This is a genomic window from Mesorhizobium silamurunense (assembly GCF_014843825.1).
Classification (GTDB): domain Bacteria; phylum Pseudomonadota; class Alphaproteobacteria; order Rhizobiales; family Rhizobiaceae; genus Mesorhizobium; species Mesorhizobium silamurunense.
In genome coordinates, this window is sequence record NZ_JHQR01000080.1 from 1 (window position 1) to 14,319 (window position 14,319).

Sequence of the window (14,319 nt, forward strand, 5' to 3'; positions counted from 1 at the left end):
CGGCAGCGAGCAGGGTGGGCGTCAGCAGGACGCCGACCGCGACCCGCTCGGCCGGCCGCGCGCCACGAAGGGTTCCGACGACGGCAACTCGGTCAAGGTGCCGGACGAGATCGACGTGCAGCGCGCCCGCCAGATCCTCGAGGCGATCCGCAAGCGCCTGGGCAACGCGCTGAGCCCCGACATTGAGCGCAGTTATCTCGAACGGCTGCTCGAGCTGAAATAGGCACCTCGCCGGTCTATCGCTGCCCCGCCGGCCATGCTGTCGGCTTGCCGAAAGGTAGCCCGATTGCCGGGCGAACCCCATGCCGGTATCGTCCTACCGAGGGTACATTGGCATGAGGGGATGGGGCGATGATCGACTTCTGGTTCTCCATCGGCAGCACCTACACCTATCTTTCGGTGATGCGTCTCGCCGAGGTCGCGGCTGAGACCGGCATCGAGTTCCGCTGGCGACCCTTCAATGTGCGTGCCATCATGATCGAGATGGACAACATTCCCTTCGCCAAGAAGCCGGCGAAGGCCGCCTATATGTGGCGGGACATCGAGCGCCGCGCGGCGATGTACAGGATGGTGCCGAAACTGCCGGCGCCCTACCCGCTGGCCGAGCTCGAACGCGCCAATCGCGTCGCTCTCGTCGCGGCGCGCGAGGGCTGGTGCGAAGCCTATGCCCGGGAAAGCTACCGGCGCTGGTTCGAGATTGGCGAGCCGGCGGGCAGCGAGCCGAACATTTCGGCGAGTATCGAGAAGGCCGGGCAGAGGCCGGAAAAGGTCCTTCGGCAGGCCGACAGGGACGACGCCAAGGCCGATCTCGCGGCTGCGACGGAGCAGGCCAAGGCGCTCGGCATCTTCGGCTCGCCGAGTTTCGTCGTCGACGGTGAACTGTTCTGGGGCGACGACCGGCTCGACGACGCCATTCGCTGGCTGAAGCAGATGGAGAGCGGGCCGCCGGATTGAGCTGAACTTTCAGCAATTCAAAGATTGGCCGTTGCTTGCGCCTGCCTGGTCAGCATGAACGCCTCGCGGATCGCGTTCTCCATGCCGTCGATCGCTTCGCCCGTCGCCAGCGGATTGCGGTGCAGCACCACATTGGAGGAATCGATGTCGCCGAAGCCGTCGGCGGCCGTCAGCTCGCGGCAGTCGGGCGGAATGTTGCTGCGCGAGATCGGCGCGATCGCAAGCCCCGAGGTGACCGCCAGCGTCAGGCCGCCATTGGTGTCGCTGGTGTAGGCTACACGGTAGCCGAGGCCGCGCTGCTGCAGCGACTTGATCGCGAAGTCGCGGCACCAGCCGTCGCGGCTGTAGAGCGCGATCGGCACCGGCCGCTCCTCATGCATGTGGTGCAGCATCGATGTCACCCATACCGTCGGATCGTGCATCAGCACCTCGCCGCCGGAAAAGCCTTCCCACTCGAACACCACGGCGAGGTCGAGCTCACCCGCCGCCAGCGACCTCACCTGCGAGGCCGAATGGGCGTAGCGCACCGTGACCTCGACGCGCGGATGGCGTTTGGCGAATTCGCCGAGCGCCCGAGACAGGATCGAGCGACCGTATTCGGCGGGGATCCCGATGCGCACCGGCCCACCCAGCGGCGGCGCCACCAGCGACGCCGCGGTCTCGTCGAGCAGCGAAACGATGCGGCGAGCGTTGGCGATGAGCTCGCCGCCGCGTCGCGTCAGCGCTACCCCGCGCGAGCCGCGCTCGAACAGGCTGTCGCCGACCATGTCCTCCAGCTTCTTCATCTGCATGGAAACGGCCGACTGGGTGCGTCCGGCCTTTTCGGCGGCCTTGGTGAAATTGCCCGTCTCGGCCACCGCCACGAAGGTGCGCAGGAGATCGCTGTCGAGGGTGGGCTTCATGGAAGTCGCCATAAGAAATTTTGATTGCTGGTATCATTCCAATTCGTTTGCAACATGTCAAACGCCGCAGGATAGTCACCGCACCCATTGGATATGCGACCGCGAAATCGGCCGCGGACCAATTCGAAGAGTCCTCACTCGTGCCCGCTGCCCGAAACGGTAGCGGGTTCTTTTTCGCTGGAACGACGATGCAGAACCGGATGGTGCTTGGTATTCTGAGCCTCTGCCTGGGCGTCCTCGTCTTTTCACTGCAGGACCCGCTGGTGAAGGCGGTTTCGGGCGGCTATCCGGTGACCGAAGTGATGGCGATCCGCGCCGTCGTCGCGCTGCCGATCCTGATCGTTATCGTCCAGGCCGATGTCGGCCTGAAAGCCTTGCTGTCGAAGCGAATGGGCATGCTGACGCTGCGCGCCTTCATCCAATTCAGCTCCTACACCGTCTACTACCTGGCGATCGCCGCCTTATCGCTGGCCGACGCCATAGCGCTTTATTTCATGGCGCCGCTCTTCATCATGGCGCTTGCCGGACCCTATCTCGGTGAGCACGTCTCCTGGCGGACGCTGACGACCGTGCTGATCGGCCTGGTCGGCGTGATCGTGATGCTGCGTCCGGGCGCCGGATTGTTCGACTGGGCGGCACTGCTGTCGCTCGGCTCGGCATTCCTCTACGGCTTCTCGCAGTTGATGGCGCGCCGGATCGGCGATACCGAATCCTCCACCGTCATGGCCTTCTACCAGAACGGTGCCTATCTCACCGGCGCCGTGGCGGTCGCCACCATATTTCATCTTGCCGGCATCACCCATGCGGGTCATCCGAGCCTCGACTTCCTGGTGCGGCAATGGGCATGGCCGACCATGCCGGACTTCCTGAAGATGGCCGCCTGCGGCTTCGTCGCCTCCGCCGGCATGATCTTGCTGTCGCAGGCCTATCGTATGGCGCCCGCCAACCGCGTCGCCACCTTCGAATATACCGGCATCCTCTGGTCGCCGCTCTGGGGCTTCCTGTTCTTCGCCGAGGTTCCGCGGTCGACGACGGTGCTTGGCGCGGCACTGATAATCGGCGCCGGTCTGTTCGCGCTCAACGGCGAACGCCGGCGTAGCGCAGCGCCTGCAATCGCAGCGATCGGCGATGCTGTCTAAACGGTCAAGCGAAGCAGCTTAGTGCCCGACCGACGCGGGCGCGAATCTCGGCAAGCGTGAACGGCTTCTGCACGACGTCGAGGATGATGCCGTTCAGTTCCTCGGCGCGCTCGCGCTGGTCGGCATAGCCGGTCATCAGCATGATCTTCATCGACGGGAACTGTTTTGCCGCCGCTGTCGCCATCTCGATGCCGTCCATCTCCGGCATGCGGATGTCGGACACAACGAGATCGTAGCCGCCGCGCGCTTGGCTGATCAGGGCGAGCCCCTGCGCGCCGTCGGCGGCGATGGTGACACTGTGCCCATCACGCTCCAGCGCGCGGGCAGCGAGGGTGCGGACGGACTCATCGTCCTCGACGATCAGGAGCTTTGCCATGCCGAGATAGATGCCGCCGAAACGTTGACGTTTTCTGAAAATTTGAAACGTGCGTGCAGCCTTTTCAGCGCGACCTTTACGCGTCGCCCTTCACGACCCCGACAAACGGCAATTCCCGGAACGCATGCGCGACGTCCATGCCGTAGCCGACGACGAAATAGTCGGGGCAGTCGAAGCCGACATAGTCGGCGTTGAGCGTGGTCTGGCGCCGCATGCGCTTGTCGAGCAGCACGGCGATGGCGCAGCTTTTGGCGCCGCGCGACAGCATGAGGTCGCGGGTGAAGGAAAGCGTCTTGCCTGATTCGAGGATGTCGTCGATCAAAAGAACGTCGCGGCCGGCGACCTCATTGTCGATGTCGCGCAGCACCTTGACCTCGCCGCTGGTGGTGCCGGCGCCGTAGCTGGAGATGAAGAGGAACTCGACCTCGGGCGATAGGCCGACATCATGCATGGCGCGGATGAGATCGGCGGCGAAAACGAACGAGCCCTTCAGGATCGAGATCACCAGCAGATCATGGTAGTCGCGCCCGGCGATCTCCTTGGCGAGCTCGAGATTGCGGCGGGCGATCGCCGACGCCGAAAATAGGACCTCGATATCCTTGCCGCGAACAACTGGCATATGTCCTCTCAAAAATATTTGCCTGCAACTGCGGTCGTGACGGGGTGTGTTGAGATTCAGGTCAGGCCGCGCCGAAAATGGTGGTTTGCGAGAACCGGAGCAGAGCGTACTTTTGAGTACGTGAGCACCGGAAGCGCAGGAAACCACAATTTGCAGGCCGGCATCACCTGAATATCGACATGCCTTAGCCGGCGAAGGTGACCGACACGGCCTTCACGCCGTTTCTAGGCACATCGAGACGGCTGGAAAAGCCGAATCTTTCGCCGGGAGCCAGCGAGCGGTTGGATGTCCCCAGCCTGTAGCGGATGACGTTGCTGGCATTGTCGGTGACACGGATCTCGAGCGGCGGCAGCGACTCCGACCTTGCGCCGTCATTGGCGGCCTCGCCGTCGACGAACAAGACGGGCTTCAATCCCGAGGCATCGATTCGCGACGTCACGCCGGAAATGCTAAGCGCGCTTGCCGGTGCTGAAGCCGCCCAGAAGGGGCTTTGACGCACCAGGGCGTGTCCGCCCGACACCCAGAAAGCGACGAGTGCCGAGCACACTCCGGCAGTCCAGAAGATCGGACCGCCGCGCGAGGCCGGCCGCGCGGGCGCAGCCTCCGGTTTGCGCAGCATGCCCATGCCATCGATGGATGGCGTCGAGGGCGCCTGCGGCGGTGGCGGCGCCGCGATCGGTTCCGAACGGGGAGCGAATCGCGGCAGCACCACATAGTCGGCATCGACGATATCGGGCGGCGCATCGAACATGACGCGCTCGGGCGCGGCATTTGCTGCCGCACCCGTCATGATTTCGCCGGAAACAGGGCGCGCGGTTCGATCCTCAGCCATTACGGCCCCAGTGCAATCTTCGTTTGTTTTGGGTAAACGCAAATGGTTAACGCTTCCCCACCGGAACCGCTGTGAAACGTCGAAAACGAGCAGAAATTAACCGACGATTAACCATGCCGGCCGATGGTCTTGGCAGAGAACAGGCTGGCAGAACGCCGCCTAGGGTTTCAGGTCGCCGAACGTGATCCGCTTCGAAAATGTCGGCCTTCGCTATGGCATGGGTCCGGAGATCCTCCGCGACATTTCCCTGCACATTCCGGAGCGCTCCTTTCAGTTCCTGAGCGGCCCCTCGGGTGCCGGCAAGACGACCTTGCTGCGCCTGCTCTTCATGTCGCTGAAACCGACGCGCGGACTGATCACCATTTTCGGCAAGGACCGCTCGCGCATCTCGCGCGGCGAGCTGCCCCTGCTCAGGCGCCGGATCGGCGTGGTGTTCCAGGATTTTCGCCTGCTCGATCACATGACCACCTACGAGAACGTCGCGCTGCCCTTGCGCGTGCGCGGGCGCGAGGAAGCAAACTATCGCACCGACGTCACCGAGCTCCTGAAATGGGTCGGCCTCGGCGACCGCATGCACGTGCTGCCGCCGGTGCTGTCGGGCGGCGAGAAGCAGCGCGCCGCGATCGCCCGCGCCCTGATCGAACAGCCGGAGATCCTGCTTGCCGACGAGCCGACCGGCAATGTCGATCCGCCGCTGGCGCGCCGGCTGCTGAGGCTCTTCATCGAGCTCAATCGGCTTGGCACCGCCGTGGTGATCGCCACCCACGATCTCGGCCTGATGGAACAGGTCGATGCACGGCGTATGATTCTCGCCGGCGGAAGGCTGGACGTCTATGACTGATATTCCGGTCGATCACCTGCAGGATGAGGCCGCCGAGACGACGGCAACCGTTCGGCGCGTCCAGCGCAAGATGGCGCCGATCGTACCGGCGCAGAACATCGCCGGCCGGGCGCTGGTGCTGGTCATCGCCATCATGACCTTCCTGTCCTGCCTGACCTTCGGCGCCGTGACGCTGGTGCGCGACACCGCTTCGGTGTGGGAGAACCAGATTTCGCGCGAAGCGACGGTCCAGATCAAGCCGGTCGAGGGCCTCGACATGGAAGCGGCCCTCGCGCAGGCCTCGCAGATCGCCGGCGAGTTTCCCGGCGTGACGGGCACGAAGATCGTCGACCGCGATGCGACGGCGCGGCTTTTGGAGCCGTGGCTGGGCACCGGCCTCAACATCGACGAGTTGCCCGTGCCGCGCCTCATCGTCGTCACCATCGACGAGGCCAATCCGCCCGACTTCGCCGCCATGCGCGCCGCGATCACGCCCAAGCTGCCGAGCGCGGCGCTCGACGACCATCGCACCTGGGTCGACCGGCTGGTCGCCATGGCCCATACGACGGTGACGATCGGCTTTGCCGTTCTGGCGTTGATATTGTCGGCGACGGTGCTGACCGTGGTGTTCGCGACGCGCGGCGCCATGGCCGGCAACGGCCACATCATCGAAGTGCTGCATTTCGTCGGCGCCGAGGCCCGCTTCATCGCGCGCGAATTCCGATGGCATTTCCTGGTCACCGGCATGAAGGGTGCCGCTGCCGGCGGCGCCGCCGCTATTGCCGTCTTCATCGTCTTTTCCTGGTGGTCGTCGCGCAACATGGCGACGCCGCAGGCGGATCAGGCGACCGCGCTCTTCGGCAATTTCGCCATCGGTTCCACCGGCTATCTCGGCGTCGGCCTGATGGTGCTGGTGATCGGCGCGCTGACGGCGGCGACCTCGCATGCCACGGTCGTCGCCTATCTTAGCGATATAGATATCCGCCAGCCGGAGGCAGGCTGACCATGACCCGAAACCAAAGGTCGCCGAATGCAAGCGGTGACAACCGGGCTTCCGATGCGATCAGGATCCAAGTGCATGATCACGCAAGGGAAACTGCCGTAACGCAATGTGCGCCGTCCTATCTATCAAAGGCCGCATTTCAGAGTTAACCATAGGATGTTTTCAGGATTAACCTGGGGATGATGGACGCGCGGGACTCGATCGGAACGGCTGGACGGATGCCAGCGGCGCTTGCGGGCGGCGCGGCGCCTGAAAGGTCCGGTCGTCTCAGGTTTGCGCTTCGCATCTGCGGCTTCTTTGTGCTTGCCCTGTTGGCGCTTTTCGCCGGCGGCTTCGGCTGGTTTGCCGACAAGGTTAGCAACATGACGACGCCGGTCAATCCGGCCAGGGCCGATGCCATCATCGTGCTCACCGGTGGTCAGTCGCGGCTCGACGCCGCCATGGATCTGCTGGCATCAGGCAAAGGCGAGCGGCTCTTGATCAGCGGCGTTCACCCCTCGGCCAGCCGCCGCCAGCTGCAAGTGGCATTGGGCGGCGACAAGCAGCTGTTCTCCTGCTGTGTCGACATCGACCGCGCCGCGCTCGACACGATCGGCAATGCCGAGGAGAGCGCCAAATGGGTGGAAAGCCACGCCTATGGCAGCATCATCCTCGTCACCAACAACTACCACATGCCGCGCAGCCTGCTGGAGATGGGCCGGCTGCTGCATGGCGCGCGGCTCGAGCCCTATCCGGTGGTCAACACCAATCTCGGCAATGGCAGCTGGCTGACCAAGCCGGAAGCGCTGCGCGTGCTGCTCACCGAATACAGCAAATATGTGCTGGCGCTGGCGCGCGGCGTCGTTCCGCTTCGCCCGACCGTCGAGGGCGTCGCCCTCGCCGAAGCCTCCACGGTGAAGAACTAAACTAGACCCTCTCCTGGCACCTTGGTGCTGCCGCGCAACCGCGCGATCTCCTGTTCGAGGCTCTGGATGCGCCGGTCGCGCTCGGCAAGCGCCGCGGCCACGTCCGCCGCCTCGAAGCGCTGCGGGATGTGCTGCGGGCAATTGGCATCCCAGGCCGTGACGCTGAACAGGATCGCCTGCTCCGGCCGCGCCTTGTAGTTTGCCGGCATCAGCCTCGCCGTCAGTTCCGCATTGTCCTCGACGACCTGCGCCCTGCCCCAGATCTTGATGCGCTGCCGAAGCATGTAGTCGATCAGGAACAGGAAGGCTTGGGCATTGTCCGCAAGATTGCCCTGGGTGATGAACTGCCGGTTTCCCGAGAAATCGGCAAAGCCGATAGTGTGCTCGTCGAGCACCTTGAGAAAGCCGGCCGGGCCGCCGCGATGCTGGATATAGGGCTGGCCCCCGGCATTGGCCGTCGCCAGGAACACGCTGGTCTGCGCCTCGATGAAGGCGGCGAGATCGGACGTGATCGCCGCCCGCCAGCCGCCGCGCTCTTCGACACGCGCATAGGACTGGCGCGAACCTTTGCGGGACTGGATCGCCTTGACGGTCGGCGTGAAGGCGACATCGCTGGTAAAGGCGTTCATGGCGGCGCTCCTCGGACGAAGTGGCACAACATTTAATCTCTTCCGAAATCCGGAGGTAGAAGGCATATTTGCAATCTATCCTTCCGTTTTCTGGAAGAATGAATGGACCGCCTCGACGCCATGTCCCTGTTCGTTGCCACGGTGGAGGCCGGCAGCCTTTCCGCCGCCGCGCGGCGCGCCGGCATGCCGCTGGCGACGGTGAGCCGCAAGCTCTCCGAGCTGGAGAGGCACCTAAAGGCGCGTCTGCTCAACCGCTCGACGCGGCGCCTCACCTTGACCGACGCCGGCCAATCCTATCTGGCCGCCTGCCGCCGCATCCTGGAAGAGGTGAGCGAGGCCGAGCGCACTGCAGCCGGGGAATACTCGAGCCCGACCGGCGAGCTGGTCGTCACCGCGCCGGTCGTCTTCGGCCGCCTGCATGTGCTCCCCGTGATCACCGCCTTCCTTGCCGTCTATCCCGACGTCGACATCCGCCTGACGCTGTCGGACCGGATCACGCAACTGGTCGAGGAGCATATCGACCTCGCCGTCCGCATCGGCGAGCTGCCGGATTCGGCCATGGTTGCAATGCGCGTCGGCTCGATCCGCCGCGTCGTCTGCGCAGGCCCAGCCTACCTCGCCGGGCACGGCACGCCGCTCGAACCGCGCGACCTCGCCGGCCACAACTGCATCACCTTCGAGGGGCTTGCCTCTCCCGCGACGTGGAGTTTCGTGACAGGCAAGAGCGAGACCGCGGTTCCGGTCCGCTCGCGGCTGCAGGTCAACACCGCCGAGGCGGCAATCGACGCGGCGATCGCCGGTCTCGGCCTGACGAAGGTGCTGTCCTACCAGGCGGACGCCGCCGTGCGCGCGGGCGCGCTTCGTGTGGTGCTGGAGCCGTTCGAGCCGCCGCCCTGGCCGGTCAATCTCGTGCATGCCGGTCGGGGCCTGCTGCCGGTTAAGCTGCGCGCCTTCCTCGATTTCGCCGCGCCGCGCCTGAAGGAGCGGCTGGCGCGATCCTTATGACGGCGGCGCGTTCGCTCACCAGGCCGTTTCCTTTTTGCCTGCGCTTGGTGTAACCAACGCACACTTCCACACCCGGGCCTTTTCCCGCATGCTCTATATCCGCTCGCTGGCGTTCAACCTTGCCTTCTATCTCAGCCTGGTCGTCCAGATGATCTTCTGGACGCCCTTCTATTTCCTGTCGCCCCGCCACCGCGCCTGGTTCGTGCCGAAATTCTGGTCGCGCACCTCGATGTGGCTTTATGACAAGATCGCCGGCACCAGGAGCGAAATCACGGGCGTCGAGAACCTGCCTGAAGGGTCCTTCATCCTGGCGCCCAAGCATCAGTCCTTCTGGGACGCGATCGCCTTTTTTCCTTATCTCGACGACGCGTTGTATATCCTGAAGCGGGAACTGACCTGGATCCCCTTCTTTGGCTGGTACATCATGAAGATGCGCATGATCCCGGTCGACCGCGGCAGCCGCTCCAAGGCGCTGAAGGCGGTCGTCGCCGCGACCAGGCAGGAGATGGCGCGCAATCCCCGCCAGCTCATCATCTATCCCGAAGGCACGCGTCGCCCGCCGGGCGCCGAGCCCTCCTACAAATACGGCATCGTCGAGCTCTATACTCAGCTCGGCGTTCCCGTGGTGCCGGTCGCCCATGTCGCCGGCCTCTACTGGCCGCGCCGCAAGTTCATGCGTTTCCCCGGCACCATCAAGGCCCGCTTCCTGCCGCCGATCCCGCCCGGGCTCGACAAGGAGGAATTCATGCAGCGCCTGATCGGCGAGACGGAAGCCGCCTGCGACGAGCTGCTCGTCGAAGCCGCGCGCGCGCCGAACCCGCCGCCCATGCCGCCGACGGCGGTGAAGCGGCTGGCGGAGCTTGGCGCTGTTGCAATGACGAAGACTTGATCCTGCTTACGGCAGTGCCGCGAGCGCGGTGGTCAGCACCAGCGTCGCCGCGAAAATCAGGTTGATGATTCGCGACGCCATCGGATTGCGTAAGAGCCGCGCGAAAACGGTTCCTGCGAGAAGCCACAAGACGTGGATAACGACGATCATCGCTGCCAGCACCAGCAGCCTGGCGGGTAGGCCGAGCACATCGCGCTGCGCCGAAGCGCCGGCGAATACGGCACCGATCGCCACATAGGCTTTCGGGTTGGCGACAGCGAGCATGAAGCCGCCGAGAAAAGTGGGACGTGCCGCCTGTTTTCCGGCTTCGGCAAGAGGCGGCGCCGTCGCTATCCTGAAGGCCAGGTAGAGGATGTAGATGGCCGAAGCGACCGTCAGCAATGGCGCCAGCGCCGGCACCGAGGCGAGCATACCGAAGACGCCGTCGGCCACCACCAGGAGCACGGCGACCGTCCCAAGCACGACGCCTGAGGTGTAGCGCAGCGAATGGCGCAAACCGAAGGTCGCGCCGATAGCCGTCACGCTGATCGTCGCCGGACCGGGGCTGCCCATGACGACGGTCGCTGCGATAGTCAAGCCAGCAATTGCTGCCAGGGCTGCACCTCGGACAGAACCTCTCCGGCCATGGTGAACCCCAATTCCTGCCGTGATGCGGCAAGGATTATCGTGAGGCTCCCGCAAAGGTCTTGGACGATCGTGCGCGGCCTTGCGCGACCGATTCTGTCAGGCGCTGGCGCGGTCCAGCGCGGCCATATCGTCGGCGGAAAGCTTGATCGAAGCCGCGCGGATCAGGCTGTCCATCTGGGCGGGCGTCGTGGCACTGGCGATCGGCGCGGTGATGCCCGGCCGCGCCATGATCCAGGCGAGCGCCACTTCCGCCTGCTTGGCCGAATGGCGCACTGCCGCGGCATCGAGCGCGGACAGGATACGCATGCCCCGCTCGTTGAGATACTCAGCCACGTCTTCGCCGCGCTCGCTCTGGCCGAAATCGGCCTTGCTGCGGTATTTACCGCTCAGGAATCCCTTGGCGAGGCTGAAATAGGTGATGACGCCGAGATCCTCCCCCTTGCAGAGATCGAGCAGCGGGCCATCCAGCGAAGAACGGTCGTACAAATTGTATTCAGGCTGCAGAACCTCATAACGCGGCAGGCTCCGCAGGCTGGCAACGTCGAGGGCCGCGCGCAATTGTCCGGCATCGAGATTGGAGCAGCCTGGATAGCGGATCTTGCCCTTCTCGAGCAGGCGCTGATAGGCGCCGAGCGTTTCCTCGTACGGCGTGGCCGGGTCCGGCCAATGCGACAGATAAAGGTCGATGACGTCGGTCTGCAACCGCTTCAACGATTGATCGACCGCCTTTTCGATATAGGCCGCGGAGAGGTCTTTTTTTCCCTGGCCCATGTCGGAGCCGACCTTGGTGATGACGACGACGCTGTCCCGGTTGCCGCGGCTCTTCATCCAGTTGCCGATGATGGTTTCGGATTCGCCGCCCTTGTTGCCCGGCGCCCAGCGCGAATAGGCGTCCGCCGTGTCGACGGCGTTGAAGCCGGCCTCGGCAAACCGGTCGAGCAGGTCGAACGAGGTCTTCTCGTTGGCGGTCCAGCCGAAGACGTTGCCTCCCAGGACCAGCGGCGCGATGGAAAGGTCGGTGCGACCGAGACGGCGTTTCTGCAAGATTGCTCTCCGTGATGCTGGGATGGGCCTCGACGCCCAAAGGATGGCCCAAAGGATGGATTGCCGTTAAGCTAGTTCGTGCCTTGCTGAGGTCAAAGGCATGGTTTTGCTTTTTGATCGGGCCAGAGCAATTCCAGCAAAAGTGCGCAGGAGTCAGGCTCGGCGGGTTCGCCGTAGCTTTGCGTCCGGGATTGCGTAAAAACAAAGAGATAGAGCATTGGAGGCGATCTCGTTTTCGCCGGAAATGCCCTTCACGAAGGCGTTACCCGCCGCCCCACCTCTTCCAGCCAGTGGTCGCGGATGCCGAGCGCTTTCAGATGCTCCACCGTGCTCAAGACATAGTCCTCGTTCCTGCCCGACTGACCCACCGCGCCGCGCACGACTTTTGCCGCATGGTTGGCGTCGAGCCCGCCGGCATATTGCTCATGCGCGCGGTCGACGATGTAGGCGACCGCTTCGACCGTTCCGCCGCCTGTCCCCGCCGCGCCGTTCCCATCGAGCCGGACGTCGAGGCTGCGTTCGAGATAGACGCTGGTCACCAGCTCGCGTTCGCGCAGATAGGAAAGCACTTCGTTCCGCAAATCGCCGGGCACGCGAAAGGCGAGTCCAATGCAGGAGCCGCCGCGGTCGAGTCCCAGCACCAGGCCCGGCCTCTCGCGTGTGCCGCGATGCACGAAGGAATAGACGCAAAGCGACCGGCGATAGCCGTAAAGACGGGCGCGCCGCGTCTCGACATGTGCGAATCCCGGCCGCCAGATCAGCGACCCATAGCCAAAAACCCAAAAATCGCCCATATCGCCAAGCCTGATCGCATTCGAGTGACGACATCTCACCGATAAGGTGTTTCTTCCGTCCCCGCTTGTTGTGCGTGAGATTAACAGCCCGCTCGCCGCATGAGGGGTTAACGAGAGCCGCAGCATGACGTCAAGTGACGAGCGATCGCGCAAACCTCGCCGCCGGCTGTTCTGGCTTGCCGCGTTCATCCTGGTGCTGTTCGCGCTCTACAGCGGCGGATGGTTCTATCTCGCCGGCCGGGTCAAGACCGAGGCGGAGCGGGCGGTGGTCGAGCTTGGAGGCAAAGGCATCAAGGCCGACTGCGCCAACCTCACGGTCAGCGGTTATCCGCTGAGCTTCGCTGTCGCCTGCGACAGCCTGGCCTATCAGGACGATGCCCGGAATGTCGCGGCATCGACCGGCGATTTTAACGCCGTCGCTCGGTTCACCCAGCCCTTGTCGCCCGTGGCGGACCTGCGCGGTCCGTTGCGGACTGTCGCGCCAGGCATGCCGCCGCTGTGGCTCGACTGGGACCAACTGCACGCTGCGGTCAAACTGTCATGGCCGCTTCCGAGGCTGATTTCGCTGCAGGCAGAGGGCCTGTCCGGACAGACCGATCCGGCCGACGACACCGATCCCGTGCAGCTGTTCAGCGCCGGCCAGGCGGCTGGCCAGTTGCAGCCGAACGGCCAGGACATCGTCTATACCGGCAGCTTTGGCGATCTGAAGATCGACGCCGACGCGATCGGCGGGCGTGCGCTGCCGGAACTCGACGGCGCCGGCGAAGCGACAGTGAAGAACGGCGTCGCGCTGATTGCGGCGCCGCCGAAAAGCCTGCGCGGCCAGGCGATCGACATTGCCAGGCTCGACCTGTCGTCGGGAACGGCGCGCGTCACCGTGTCCGGACCGGTCTCGGTCGACGCGGACGGCCTGATCGATGCCAACCTGAAGATCAAGCTCAAGGATCCCAAGGCGGTGGCGGCCATCCTCGCCGGCGCCATCCCCGAGCACAAAAATGAAATCGAGCAGGGTTTTGCCGGCATTGCCATGCTCGGCAGCGAGCCGTCCATGCCCCTCAAGATCGTCAAAGGCAAGGCTTCGCTCGGCTTCATCCCGCTCGGCAAGATCAAGCCGGTAGAGTAGGCCGACGATGCCAAGACCCGTCAAACTGCTCAGTGTCGGCGCCTTCACGCTCGACACGATCCTGCGTGTCGAGACGCTCCCCACGCATCAGGGCAAGTTCATTGCCGCCGACGGTGTCCAGATCGCCTCGGGCATGGCGACGAGCGCCGCATGCGCCGCACATCGTCTCGGCGCCGACGTGTCGCTTTGGGCGAGCGCCGGAGACGACGCGGTCGGCGACAGGCTGATCGCCGAGATAGAAGCGGAAGGGGTCGACTGCAGCCTGATCCGGCGCGTTGCCGGCGCGCGCTCGGCGCTGGCCGCAATCCTGGTGGACGCCCATGGCGAGCGCGTCATCGTTCCCTTCTACGATCGCAAGGCGCAAGCTGACCCCGACTCCCTGCCGCTTGCCGATCTTTCCGCCTTCGACGCCGTGCTGGTGGATGTGCGCTGGCCGGGCGCAGCAGCGCTCGCCTTGACCGCCGCGCGGGACGCCGACCTTCCGGCGATCCTCGACGCCGACACTGCGCCGGTCGAGGTGCTGGAGAGGCTCTTACCGCTGGCCTCGCATATCGTCGCATCGGAGCCGGCGGCGCGGATCGTCTGTGGCCACGCGCTCGATCCGGAAAGCGCCTGCGCCGATCTCGCCTCGCGCACCGACGCCTTTGTCGCGGTGACG

At 64.6% G+C, this 14,319-nt stretch carries 18 protein-coding genes; 10 read left to right on the forward strand and 8 right to left on the reverse strand.

The window, feature by feature from the left end:
* Together DH10_RS10085 and DH10_RS10090 are read left to right on the forward strand one after the other, a co-directional pair.
* Positions 1-223: DUF4175 family protein (locus tag DH10_RS10085; RefSeq protein ID WP_192384656.1), on the forward strand; the 223-nt coding region annotated here is incomplete at its 5' end.
* 128 nt (positions 224-351) lie between these two features.
* Complete coding sequence (locus DH10_RS10090) at positions 352-954, forward strand: 2-hydroxychromene-2-carboxylate isomerase (RefSeq protein WP_192251465.1); 603 nt, start codon at positions 352-354, stop codon at positions 952-954.
* A 17-nt stretch (positions 955-971) separates the two neighbouring features.
* Here the strand turns inward: DH10_RS10090 and DH10_RS10095 are convergent, their stop codons facing one another.
* Entirely contained in the window at positions 972-1,856 is an 885-nt protein-coding gene (locus DH10_RS10095) for a LysR family transcriptional regulator (protein WP_192251468.1), read from the reverse strand.
* 188 nt (positions 1,857-2,044) lie between these two features.
* Between DH10_RS10095 and DH10_RS10100 the strand changes: the two genes are divergently transcribed.
* Positions 2,045-2,995, forward strand: a complete 951-nt coding sequence (locus DH10_RS10100; protein WP_192251472.1) for a DMT family transporter — start codon at positions 2,045-2,047, stop codon at positions 2,993-2,995.
* A 4-nt stretch (positions 2,996-2,999) separates the two neighbouring features.
* Here the strand turns inward: DH10_RS10100 and DH10_RS10105 are convergent, their stop codons facing one another.
* The 3 genes from DH10_RS10105 to DH10_RS10115 form a co-directional block, all read right to left on the reverse strand.
* Entirely contained in the window at positions 3,000-3,371 is a 372-nt protein-coding gene (locus DH10_RS10105; RefSeq protein WP_192251475.1) for a response regulator, read from the reverse strand.
* A gap of 76 nt (positions 3,372-3,447) precedes the next feature.
* Positions 3,448-3,990: a hypoxanthine phosphoribosyltransferase gene (gene hpt / locus DH10_RS10110; protein ID WP_192251478.1), complete on the reverse strand. Its 543-nt coding sequence runs from the start codon at positions 3,988-3,990 to the stop codon at positions 3,448-3,450.
* 184 nt (positions 3,991-4,174) lie between these two features.
* Positions 4,175-4,822, reverse strand: a complete 648-nt coding sequence (locus tag DH10_RS10115) for a hypothetical protein (RefSeq protein WP_192251481.1) — start codon at positions 4,820-4,822, stop codon at positions 4,175-4,177.
* A 181-nt stretch (positions 4,823-5,003) separates the two neighbouring features.
* Between DH10_RS10115 and ftsE the strand changes: the two genes are divergently transcribed.
* The 3 genes from ftsE (at position 5,004) to DH10_RS10130 (ending at position 7,550) form a co-directional block, all read left to right on the forward strand.
* Positions 5,004-5,663, forward strand: a complete 660-nt coding sequence (ftsE, locus tag DH10_RS10120; RefSeq protein WP_192251484.1) for a cell division ATP-binding protein FtsE — start codon at positions 5,004-5,006, stop codon at positions 5,661-5,663.
* Complete coding sequence (locus tag DH10_RS10125; RefSeq protein ID WP_192251488.1) at positions 5,656-6,645, forward strand: cell division protein FtsX; 990 nt, start codon at positions 5,656-5,658, stop codon at positions 6,643-6,645. The genes ftsE and DH10_RS10125 overlap by 8 nt, the downstream gene beginning before the upstream one ends.
* Positions 6,646-6,863: 218 nt before the next feature.
* On the forward strand, positions 6,864-7,550 hold the full coding sequence (locus DH10_RS10130) for a YdcF family protein (protein WP_246506261.1): 687 nt from the start codon (positions 6,864-6,866) through the stop codon (positions 7,548-7,550).
* Here DH10_RS10130 and DH10_RS10135 read toward each other — a convergent pair.
* Positions 7,547-8,179, reverse strand: a complete 633-nt coding sequence (locus DH10_RS10135) for a pyridoxamine 5'-phosphate oxidase family protein (protein ID WP_192251494.1) — start codon at positions 8,177-8,179, stop codon at positions 7,547-7,549. The genes DH10_RS10130 and DH10_RS10135 overlap by 4 nt on opposite strands.
* A gap of 102 nt (positions 8,180-8,281) precedes the next feature.
* Here DH10_RS10135 and DH10_RS10140 point away from each other — a divergent pair, with 102 nt between their 5' ends.
* Positions 8,282-9,184: a LysR family transcriptional regulator gene (locus DH10_RS10140; RefSeq protein WP_192251498.1), complete on the forward strand. Its 903-nt coding sequence runs from the start codon at positions 8,282-8,284 to the stop codon at positions 9,182-9,184.
* Positions 9,185-9,272: 88 nt separating this feature from the next.
* Positions 9,273-10,073, forward strand: a complete 801-nt coding sequence (locus tag DH10_RS10145) for a lysophospholipid acyltransferase family protein (RefSeq protein ID WP_192251500.1) — start codon at positions 9,273-9,275, stop codon at positions 10,071-10,073.
* Between the two features lie 6 nt (positions 10,074-10,079).
* Here DH10_RS10145 and DH10_RS10150 read toward each other — a convergent pair whose 3' ends face one another.
* The 3 genes from DH10_RS10150 to DH10_RS10160 form a co-directional block, all read right to left on the reverse strand.
* The gene (locus tag DH10_RS10150) at positions 10,080-10,649 is read right to left on the reverse strand and encodes a LysE family translocator (RefSeq protein ID WP_246506262.1); all 570 of its coding nucleotides are present in this window, start codon (positions 10,647-10,649) and stop codon (positions 10,080-10,082) included.
* A gap of 147 nt (positions 10,650-10,796) precedes the next feature.
* Positions 10,797-11,744 (reverse strand): aldo/keto reductase, encoded by a 948-nt coding sequence (locus DH10_RS10155; RefSeq protein WP_192251503.1) that lies wholly within the window; start codon positions 11,742-11,744, stop codon positions 10,797-10,799.
* Positions 11,745-11,995: 251 nt separating this feature from the next.
* Positions 11,996-12,538 (reverse strand): gamma-glutamylcyclotransferase, encoded by a 543-nt coding sequence (locus DH10_RS10160; protein ID WP_192251506.1) that lies wholly within the window; start codon positions 12,536-12,538, stop codon positions 11,996-11,998.
* Positions 12,539-12,662: 124 nt separating this feature from the next.
* Here DH10_RS10160 and DH10_RS10165 point away from each other — a divergent pair, with 124 nt between their 5' ends.
* Both DH10_RS10165 and DH10_RS10170 read left to right on the forward strand, forming a co-directional pair.
* Positions 12,663-13,661, forward strand: a complete 999-nt coding sequence (locus tag DH10_RS10165) for a DUF2125 domain-containing protein (protein ID WP_192251509.1) — start codon at positions 12,663-12,665, stop codon at positions 13,659-13,661.
* Positions 13,662-13,668: 7 nt separating this feature from the next.
* Positions 13,669-14,319: PfkB family carbohydrate kinase (locus tag DH10_RS10170; protein WP_192384657.1), on the forward strand; the 651-nt coding region annotated here is incomplete at its 3' end.

What these genes read in the sequence shown, in the direction of transcription:
- DH10_RS10090 (WP_192251465.1), top strand. Translation starts at nt 352, where the DNA reads ATGATCGACTTCTGGTTCTCCATCGGCAGCACCTACACCTATCTTTCG.
- DH10_RS10095 (WP_192251468.1), bottom strand. Translation starts at nt 1,856, where the DNA reads ATGAAGCCCACCCTCGACAGCGATCTCCTGCGCACCTTCGTGGCGGTG.
- DH10_RS10100 (WP_192251472.1), top strand. Translation starts at nt 2,045, where the DNA reads ATGCAGAACCGGATGGTGCTTGGTATTCTGAGCCTCTGCCTGGGCGTC.
- DH10_RS10105 (WP_192251475.1), bottom strand. Translation starts at nt 3,371, where the DNA reads ATGGCAAAGCTCCTGATCGTCGAGGACGATGAGTCCGTCCGCACCCTC.
- hpt (WP_192251478.1), bottom strand. Translation starts at nt 3,990, where the DNA reads ATGCCAGTTGTTCGCGGCAAGGATATCGAGGTCCTATTTTCGGCGTCG.
- DH10_RS10115 (WP_192251481.1), bottom strand. Translation starts at nt 4,822, where the DNA reads ATGGCTGAGGATCGAACCGCGCGCCCTGTTTCCGGCGAAATCATGACG.
- DH10_RS10125 (WP_192251488.1), top strand. Translation starts at nt 5,656, where the DNA reads ATGACTGATATTCCGGTCGATCACCTGCAGGATGAGGCCGCCGAGACG.
- DH10_RS10130 (WP_246506261.1), top strand. Translation starts at nt 6,864, where the DNA reads ATGCCAGCGGCGCTTGCGGGCGGCGCGGCGCCTGAAAGGTCCGGTCGT.
- DH10_RS10135 (WP_192251494.1), bottom strand. Translation starts at nt 8,179, where the DNA reads ATGAACGCCTTTACCAGCGATGTCGCCTTCACGCCGACCGTCAAGGCG.
- DH10_RS10140 (WP_192251498.1), top strand. Translation starts at nt 8,282, where the DNA reads ATGGACCGCCTCGACGCCATGTCCCTGTTCGTTGCCACGGTGGAGGCC.
- DH10_RS10145 (WP_192251500.1), top strand. Translation starts at nt 9,273, where the DNA reads ATGCTCTATATCCGCTCGCTGGCGTTCAACCTTGCCTTCTATCTCAGC.
- DH10_RS10160 (WP_192251506.1), bottom strand. Translation starts at nt 12,538, where the DNA reads ATGGGCGATTTTTGGGTTTTTGGCTATGGGTCGCTGATCTGGCGGCCG.
- DH10_RS10165 (WP_192251509.1), top strand. Translation starts at nt 12,663, where the DNA reads ATGACGTCAAGTGACGAGCGATCGCGCAAACCTCGCCGCCGGCTGTTC.